The organism is Streptomyces sp. NPDC003077, from assembly GCF_040611095.1.
Lineage (GTDB): Bacteria > Actinomycetota > Actinomycetes > Streptomycetales > Streptomycetaceae > Streptomyces.
On sequence record NZ_JBEXNM010000011.1, the window covers coordinates 168,986 to 177,273 of the forward strand.

The 8,288-nt window shown below is 69.0% G+C and carries 8 protein-coding genes and 1 tRNA gene; 3 read left to right on the forward strand and 6 right to left on the reverse strand.

Annotated elements, in window-relative coordinates:
* Positions 1-67: 67 nt before the first annotated feature.
* The 3 genes from lysA to ABZX96_RS10975 form a co-directional block, all read right to left on the reverse strand.
* On the reverse strand, positions 68-1,459 hold the full coding sequence (gene lysA / locus ABZX96_RS10965; RefSeq protein WP_355541340.1) for a diaminopimelate decarboxylase: 1,392 nt from the start codon (positions 1,457-1,459) through the stop codon (positions 68-70).
* A 271-nt stretch (positions 1,460-1,730) separates the two neighbouring features.
* The gene (nrtL, locus tag ABZX96_RS10970; protein ID WP_355541343.1) at positions 1,731-2,846 is read right to left on the reverse strand and encodes an ArgS-related anticodon-binding protein NrtL; all 1,116 of its coding nucleotides are present in this window, start codon (positions 2,844-2,846) and stop codon (positions 1,731-1,733) included.
* 170 nt (positions 2,847-3,016) lie between these two features.
* Positions 3,017-3,505, reverse strand: a complete 489-nt coding sequence (locus tag ABZX96_RS10975) for a response regulator (RefSeq protein ID WP_355541346.1) — start codon at positions 3,503-3,505, stop codon at positions 3,017-3,019.
* 207 nt (positions 3,506-3,712) lie between these two features.
* Between ABZX96_RS10975 and ABZX96_RS10980 the strand changes: the two genes are divergently transcribed.
* Positions 3,713-3,784: transfer RNA gene (locus ABZX96_RS10980), tRNA-Arg, on the forward strand.
* 134 nt (positions 3,785-3,918) lie between these two features.
* On the opposite strand, the gene ABZX96_RS10985 is transcribed toward ABZX96_RS10980, so the two are convergent.
* The 3 genes from ABZX96_RS10985 to ABZX96_RS10995 all read right to left on the reverse strand — a co-directional run bounded on the left by ABZX96_RS10985 (position 3,919) and on the right by ABZX96_RS10995 (position 6,552).
* Positions 3,919-5,370, reverse strand: coding sequence for a site-specific integrase (locus ABZX96_RS10985; RefSeq protein WP_355541349.1), 1,452 nt, complete (start codon positions 5,368-5,370; stop codon positions 3,919-3,921).
* Entirely contained in the window at positions 5,367-5,957 is a 591-nt protein-coding gene (locus ABZX96_RS10990) for an HNH endonuclease (RefSeq protein ID WP_355541352.1), read from the reverse strand. Before ABZX96_RS10990 ends, ABZX96_RS10985 begins: the two co-directional genes overlap by 4 nt.
* Positions 5,958-6,069: 112 nt before the next feature.
* Positions 6,070-6,552, reverse strand: a complete 483-nt coding sequence (locus ABZX96_RS10995) for an XRE family transcriptional regulator (protein ID WP_355541355.1) — start codon at positions 6,550-6,552, stop codon at positions 6,070-6,072.
* Positions 6,553-6,806: 254 nt separating this feature from the next.
* On the opposite strand from ABZX96_RS10995, the gene ABZX96_RS11000 reads away from it, so the two are divergent.
* A complete protein-coding gene (locus ABZX96_RS11000) occupies positions 6,807-7,643 on the forward strand; it encodes a GntR family transcriptional regulator (protein WP_355541358.1) in 837 nt (278 codons plus the stop codon).
* Between the two features lie 27 nt (positions 7,644-7,670).
* Positions 7,671-8,171, forward strand: coding sequence for a nucleoside deaminase (locus ABZX96_RS11005; protein WP_355541361.1), 501 nt, complete (start codon positions 7,671-7,673; stop codon positions 8,169-8,171).
* The last annotated feature ends 117 nt before the right edge of the window (positions 8,172-8,288 follow it).

Below are 8,288 nucleotides of genomic sequence, written 5' to 3' on the forward strand. Positions count from 1 at the left end.
TGCACCAGTCTCACGCACCGGACGACAGATTCTGCCCGTCGTCCAGATGCCGAGACATCCATTTCACTTAACCGACGTCGAGCCGCAGGAGGTCTTCCTCCGTCTCGCGCCGGACGATCACCCGCGCCTCGCCGTCGCGGACCGCCACCACCGGCGGACGCAACGCGTGGTTGTAGTTGCTGGCCATCGACCGGCAGTACGCACCGGTCGCCGGCACGGCGAGCAGGTCACCGGGCGCCACGTCCGCGGGCAGGAACGCGTCCCGGACCACGATGTCCCCGCTCTCGCAGTGCTTGCCGACCACCCGCGACAGCATGGGCTCGGCCTGCGAGACGCGCGAGGCCAGCACCACGCTGTACTCGGCGTCGTACAGAGCCGTACGAATATTGTCCGACATCCCGCCGTCGACGGACACATAGGTCCGCAGCCCGGCCAGTTCCTTGACCGTCCCGATCTCGTACAGCGTGAAAGCGGTCGGCCCGACGATGGCCCGCCCCGGCTCCACCGACAGCCGCGGCACCGCCAGCCCGGCCACCGCGCACTCCCGCGTCACGATGTCGCCCAGCGCCTTCGCGATCTCCTGCGGCTCCCGCGGATCGTCCTCCGAGGTGTACGCGATCCCGAGCCCGCCCCCCAGATCGATCTCCGGCAGCTCGACCCCGTGCTCGTCCCGCACCTGCGACAGCAGCCCCACCACGCGCCGGGCCGACACCTCGAACCCGGCCATGTCGAAGATCTGCGACCCGATGTGCGAATGGATGCCCGTCAGCTCCAGGCTCGGCAGCCCCAGCACCCGCCGCACCGCCTCCGCCGCCTGCCCCCCGGCCAGCGCGATCCCGAACTTCTGGTCCTCGTGCGCGGTCGCGATGAACTCGTGCGTATGGGCCTCCACGCCCACCGTCACCCGGATCTGCACCCGCTGCCGCTTCCCCAGCCGCTCAGCGATGTGCGCCACCCGCACGATCTCCTGGAACGAGTCGAGCACGATCCGCCCGACCCCCGCCTCCACGGCCCGGGTGATCTCCGCCACGCTCTTGTTGTTCCCGTGCAGCGCGATCCGCTCGGCCGGCATCCCCGCCGCCAGCGCCGTGGCCAGCTCCCCGCCCGAGCAGACGTCGAGGTTCATCCCCTCCTCGTCCAGCCACCGCACGACGGCCCGCGAAAGGAACGCCTTCCCCGCGTAGAAGACGTCGGCCCCCTCCCCGAACGCGTCCTTCCACGCCCGGCACCGCGCCCGGAAGTCCTCCTCGTCCAGGAAGAACGCCGGCGTACCGAACTCCTCGGCCAGCTTCCGGACGTCCATCCCCCCAATGGTCACGGCCCCCTCGGCCCCGCGCTCGACCGTGCGGGACCACACCCGCGGATCGAGGGCGTTCAGATCGGCGGGCGGCGCGCTGTAGTGCCCCTCGGGCAGCACGTCTCCGTGCCGGGGACCTGCGGGATGTGCGGAACGGCTCATGGTGACGGGGATTCCCCTCTGTGACGACGTACGAATTCTGTCGTACGAGCCCCTGCCGCACGGGAGCCCCACGGCCCGACGCGCGGCGAGACACTGACGATGGATGACGACGAAGACCCGGCCCGACCACCGCGCACGTCACCTTCGACGCCGCGCCCGGACCGGTACGGACGGACCGCCGGCCCCCGCACACACGCGGACGACCGGCTCCCCCGCACCTGCACCGGAAACCCCGGCACACCACACTGTGCACCGGCCTTCCTTGCTTCCCTTACAGGCGCTCGGGGGCGGAGATGCCGAGCAGACGCAGGCCGTTGGCGAGCACCGTCCCCGTGGCTTCGGCAAGGGCCACCCGGGCGCGGTGCACGGCCAAGGGTTTCTCCTCCCCGACCGGCAACGGCGGGTACGCGTCCACACACCGGAAGAACGCCTCGGCCGTGTCCTCCACATGCCGGGCGACCCGCTCGGGCGCCCGGTGCCGCGCGGCAGCCTGGACGACGGCGGGGTAGGAAGCGAGCGCGGCGCAGAGGGCGGGGCCGGGGGCGGGCCGGTCGGGCCCCGGGGCGCGCCGGTCGCCAACGGCGACGTGCTGGTCGGCAGCGGACGAGGCGAGGCCGTCAGGGCGCCCCGAAGTCTTCGAAGTCTTCGAAGGTTCCCCGGCCACAAAACCGGGATCCCCGGCCTCCCCCGCGATCCCCAGCTCCCCCGCGTTCCGCACCACGGCCCGCGCCCGCGCATGCGCGTACTGCACCGCGAACCGCGGATTGCCCTCCCGCTGCACGGGCCGCTCCGGCAGCCGCACCCGATCGTGCGCCGCCGTCCGCAGCACCGCCCACCGCAGCTCGTCCTCCCCCAGCCGAGCCCGCAGACCTTCGAGCGTGAGCCCGGATTCCAGGGGCCGCACGACAGGCCGCTCCGGGGTCTCCTCCGCCCCCACCGCCCGGAAGATCCGCCCCAACGCCTCCCCGACGATGACGCCCCGAGGCTCCTCGACGACGGCCCGCGGCTCCCCCTTCCCCCTCAACGGCGGGACGTCTCTCCCATCACCGCCGTAAGCAGCGCCTTCCCCCAGCACCATCCGCACCAACCCGGCGACGGAGGCCCCCGCCCCCAACGTGAAGTTCAAAAAACCCGGCCCCGCGACCTCGACCCGCCCGATCCCGGCAACGCCCTCCAGCCGCCTCCGCAGAATCTCCGCGACCTCCCCCGGCGCCCGCCCAGCGGGCCCGGCCAGCCGCAACGCCACATTCGACGCGTAATCCCCGACCCCGCCCAGCGACGGCGGACGCACCACCACCCGCTCCGGCACCGTCACGGAAAGCTCCCCGTCCTCCACGGCACCACGCACGGCGCGCAGCACGGCACAGGAAAGCTCAGCGGGCGTCACAACCCCCAGCGTATGGGAGAGGCCCGGTCCCCCCACCACCCGGTTTCACCACTCGGACACCGCGACCATCTCCAGGTCGCGCACACAAAGCGCCCATCCCCGCCAACAACCCCCGAAGCCGCACTGCCGCCGACCGGCGCCAGCAGTGCCCGTGGCCCGGCCGCCCGCTCTCAGCGGGTCGGCCGGACCACGGACTCCGACTCCTCCCCACCGGCATCCGCCAGCCCCTGCGCCCCCTCGGCAGCCCCTTCGGGCTCCATCCCCTCGGCATTCCCGCTTTCCCGCCCGTGCCTGATCAGCCGGCGCACCACGCGCACCAGCTCCACCGGCTCGAACGGCTTCTCCAGGAAGGCGTCCACCCCGACCGCCTGCCCGCTCTCCACCTCCAGCTGGGTGCAGGCACTGACGATGACGAGCGGAATGTCCCGCGTCCGCGCATCGGCCCGCAGCCGCTCCGCCGCCTCCAGCCCGTTGAGCCGAGGCATCACCACATCCAGCGTCACGACATCCGGACTGACCTGATGCACGATCTCCAGACACTCGGCACCATCAGCCGCGGTCACGACCTCGAAGCCCTCCAGCTCAAGGTTGACCCTGATCAACTGCCGGATGACCTTGTTGTCGTCGACGACAAGGACCCGGCCGGACACGCCAGGCACACCTTGAGACTAGGCGCGCACCTCCGCCCGCGTCCGCCTTTTGCCCACTTCCGCCCCGTGCGGGGGACCTTTCGCCAACCTCCCCCGCCGACCCCACCCCATGCGCTACAGCCCACCCCTCCACCCCCTCCGACCACCTGTTCATGACCACCCCTGAGGAGCTGGTAGTGTTCTACCTGTCGCCAGGGCGCACCGCCCGACAGACAAGCCCCCGTAGCTCAGGGGATAGAGCAACGGCCTCCGGAGCCGTGTGCGCAGGTTCGAATCCTGCCGGGGGCACCTCGCTCGGACCAGCCAAATCAAGCGGCTGACCAGCGCAGATGCCGACATGAAAGAGCGGGAGACAGTCTCACTGTCTCCCGCTCTTTCTCATTGCGTCTCACTGATCGCGACTCATGCGCGACACACTTCGGCTACGCCGTGTCGCCCTCCGCCTCCAACGCCCTCGTGATCTTCTCGTTGGCGGCTTCCTCGTGTCCGTCGATGCAGCCGTGGTATCGGCGGTGGATCACCTCCGGGGAGTTGCCGACCCTCCGCGCCACTTCCGCGATGGGCACCCCCGCGTTCAACCACCGGGTGATGCAGGCGTGCCGCAGGTCGTACGGGCGCCCGGCCAACGGCGACACCACCCGATCGGGAGGCAGCGCGAACTCCCGCGCCTCCTCCCACACCCGCCAGTAGGTGGACGATCCGACGACGCCACCCCGCTCGTTGCCGAACACCCGCCCATCCCCGGCCGTGCCGAACTCCGCCAGATGATCCCGGAGCAGGGCGACCAGCACGGGAGGGATGGGCACCGGGCGGTCGGTGTCCGCTTCCCGGGCCTTCAGGCCCCGGCGGTCGTGCCGCTCCCCGGAGTCGGTCCACTGCTTGCCCGACACCGGCCGCGTCTCCCTGAGCGTCAGCGTCCCCCACCCGGTCTCGGGTAAGTCGCAGTCGGCCAGCCGCAGGCCGACCACTTCGGCTGGGCGGAGCGCCGCGAAGTAGATGACCGCGAAGAACGCGGCCAGGCGCCGCCCCCGGGCCCGGTGCCACGACCCGACGTAGGACACGGCCGCCAGCAGTTGCCGCCCCTGCACGGCGTTGACCAACACGCGCGGGTCTACCGCGTCATGGGCGGTCAACCGCGTCATGCGCGCCCGTTGCAGCGGGTTCTCCGCGAGAATACCGGCCGCCACCGCGTACTCCAGGGCCGCGTTCAGCGCCCGGCGCCGGCGCCGGAAGGTCTCCCCGCCGGACGGCTTCCCGTCCAGCCGGAAGCTGAGCCGGTACTGCACGTCCCGGAACACCTCCGGCTTGTCCAGGTCGGTCACCGGCCGCGCGTTCGCGGCCAGCCAGCCGTAAGCCGCGTCCAGCTCCGGCGGCGGCTCCTGGCCGTGGTGCGCGGGCACCACCGCCCACCGCATCGCAAGCCGCAGCTCCTTGTCCGGCGGCGCCCCTTCCTTGGGCTCCACCATGGCCAGGGCGACCGTGGCCAGGCTGTCCGCGATGCCCTCACGGGTCTTGGCCGCGCTCGTACGCCACCGCCCGGCCAAGTAGTCGCGGCAGAACTCCAACCACCGTACGGACGGCGCCTCTTCGGCGGCTTCCTCGGCGGCACGCAGCTCCGACTCCGGCAAACCGCTCTCGACGTGGAACGCCTCCCCGCGCCGCATGGCCTGACGAAGCTCCGACCGTCGGCTGTCCGCCAGCGCGGAAGTCCCGAAGATGGCGCTGTGCACCCGGCCGCCGACCACCCACCGGAGCCGGTACGGACGGGACTTCCGGCCCGTCTTGCTGATCTTCCACAGGCGAACGTCCAGGGAGTACCCCGGCCGCGCCGACCCCAAGGGTCGGCGGGCCAGGGTTCCGTCAGAGGCGCTCACTCGGCTTCCCCGGTAGTGGTCACCACACTGGTTGTCGAGTCGTGCTGATCGGGCAAGCCATCCGCGTGCTTGGCGAACTGGCCAGCGTGAGCGAGGCGGGCGAGCAGCAGCCAGCCCGTCAGGCTGGCCGTGAACGCTCGCTCGTGAACGCCTTCCGGGTGCCCGTGAACACCCGAAGAGAGGTGTTCATGAACGATAGCTCCGGGGTGTTCACGCCCGGCGAGCAAGTGTTCACGGCGCACCGCGGCCGGGTGTTCATCAGCGGGAAGCCGCTGTTCGTCGGGGGTGAGCGACTGCTCACGCGTAGAAGCCTGCGGGTGTTCACGGGTAGTTGTCCAGCACAGCAGTAGTGCCATGGACAGCGGCAATCGGTCGGCCTTGCGGACGTTGCACGACGCGCAGGCCAACACCAGATGCTCAGTCGCCCAAGTGCGGAACAGGGACAACGGCACGACGTGATCAATCGTTGCGTCGTGTAAGTCCAGGAACGAACGGCGGCAATAGGCACAGCGGAGTCCGTCACGCCGGACGAGACTGTGCTTCCTCGTCCGGCGCCGGGCACCGGCCCCCACGTGGTGACGGCTCATAGTGACCACTCCGCCCGGGTCGGGCGCGGCCACTGCTCCCGGCGGCGCTTCGCCAGCCCGCTCGGGCCCCCCGCACGGGGGGCCCGAGCGAACAGCACACGGGTCACGGCACTCACGGCGCGACCCTCTGAGTGCTCAACAGCGCTTCGGTCAGCTCGACCAACCGCGCCAACTGCGCTTCCAGCACCTCCACGCGCTGTTGCAACGTGGCGCGGGTGACCGGGACCGCAGACCGGGCGGAGGCGGTGAAGCCCAGCGCCTCCGGCGGCATCCGATACAGCGCGCAGAACAGCACCTGATAGGTATCACCCGGCCGCCCGATCTCGTTCTCCCAGCGGCTGAGCTGCACCTTCAGGGAATTCTCGGCGGCCACCTGCCAACCCCAGTGGTCGGCCAGCGCCAGCAGTGCCCGGACGGTGCGCTCCTGCGACCAGCCTTGAGCCAGCCGGGCCCGGCCCAGCGGTGTGTCCGGGGCTTGGAGCGGCTTGAACTGTTTCGGAGCCGGGCCGGTCACCGTGACGGTCACTTGCGGTACGGAGTCGGAGGGCTTGTCGGCCTCCGTCGTCCAGCGGCGTTCGGGAGTGACAGTGCTCATGACGCCACCCCCGTGCTCCATGTCCTGCCGGTGGTCCGCTGGCAGAGAGACCGCTTAGAAGTGATCTCAGGCATGATGAGAGTGCCCTTTCTGGGTCAGGGAGCGGCTGTCTGCTTGGCGGTAGGAAGCCGCTCCTTGCTACGCCAGTTCGCGGGTTTGTGGGCAAACTGACGAACTCTGGGGAGACCGTAGCGCCGCAAGGCGCCACCCACAAGGGTTTGCCCACAAACCGGCGAACCTGCAACCATGGGCGCATGGACCCTCAGCCCACGGCAGTGCAGGCACCCATCCATCTACGGATCGCCGACGACATTCGGATGCAGATCGAGCGAGGCGACCTAGCACCGGGGGCATCGCTTCCCACGCTCGGGGAAATCCGCGACCTGTGGTCCTGCTCCATGAATTCCGCGCGCAGCGCTATCAACCTCCTGAAAGCGCAAGGCCTGATTACGACCGGACGCGGGAAAGCTCCGGTGGTACGAGTTCCACCCGGCCGCGTGGTTCGATCTTCGGAACGCCATCAAGCAGAAAAGGACATGGCGCGGCGCCCCGAAGGCGAACGGAAGAACGTGGGCGAAGCCGAAACCAACCTCGGCATGTCCATTGGAGACCAAGAATTCTCATCCCGGTACGATGAGATCGAGAGCAGTTCCGAGCTAGCCGAACTACTCGGAATACCGGTAGGTGAAACTCTACTGCGCCGAAGGTTCGAATCCAGGGATGCGAGAAGCGGGCATCTGCTTTCGTTCAGTACTTCTTACATCCCGCTTGCTCTTGTCAGCGCAAACCCCGAGCTGCTCGACGAGACGAACGAACCTTGGCCGGGGGGCACACTTCACCAACTCTCGACTGTCGGCATCGAGGTCATGTGCGTAATTGACCAAGTGACCGGCCGAATGCCAACCACGGTCGAAGCCCAACAATGGGGACTCCCCGATGGCGTGCCGCTGCTGATTTGCCGTCGGATCTCAATAGATGCCGAAAATCGCACAGTCGAGATTTCCGACGCAGAATACCCGGCGGACCGCACAGAACTTCGCTTCGTCACTCCTCTCAAACCTTGGAGGAAGAGGACCAAGGCAGAAAATTAGACGCCCTTCCGAACGCAAGGAATTCGCATGACGCTCAACCAGGACGATCGGAAATTCCTGCAACACGCCATCAATCTGTCGCGAAAGTCCCTCTCAGAGGAGGGCAAAACACCTTTCGGGGCAATCATCGTGATCGACGGCGAAATCGTGAGCGAAGGAACGAGTAGCGTCGTAGAGTTGCGCGACCCTACGGCACACGCCGAAGTGATGGCCCTCCGAGCGGCCGGGGAAACCCTGCAACGTCATCTATTCGAGGATGGCGTCATGTACAGCAGCAGCGAGCCTTGCCCAATGTGTCTGGCGGCTTGCTATTGGGCGCGATTGCCGCGACTAGTGTTCGGTGCGACCAGTAACGACGTTGCAATAAGCGGGTTCGAGGACATCCAGTTTTATCGAGAACTCGCCTACCCGATCGAGCGTCGGTTCCTTCGCGAGGAAGCGGCCGACGGCTCACTACGAGCCGAAGCAACTGGTGTCCTGCAAGGTTGGGTCGACCAGCTTCCAGAGCCCGTGGTGCCCAAGCTCTGACAGGCTCGTGGCGCCGTCCGGGCCGGGCGCCGGCGGCGGGGTGTGGTCCCGCCCGAAGGGCTCGAAGGACCGCCCTTCGGGCGGACGCCTCTCGGCCGCACGGGACGTGCCGGACGC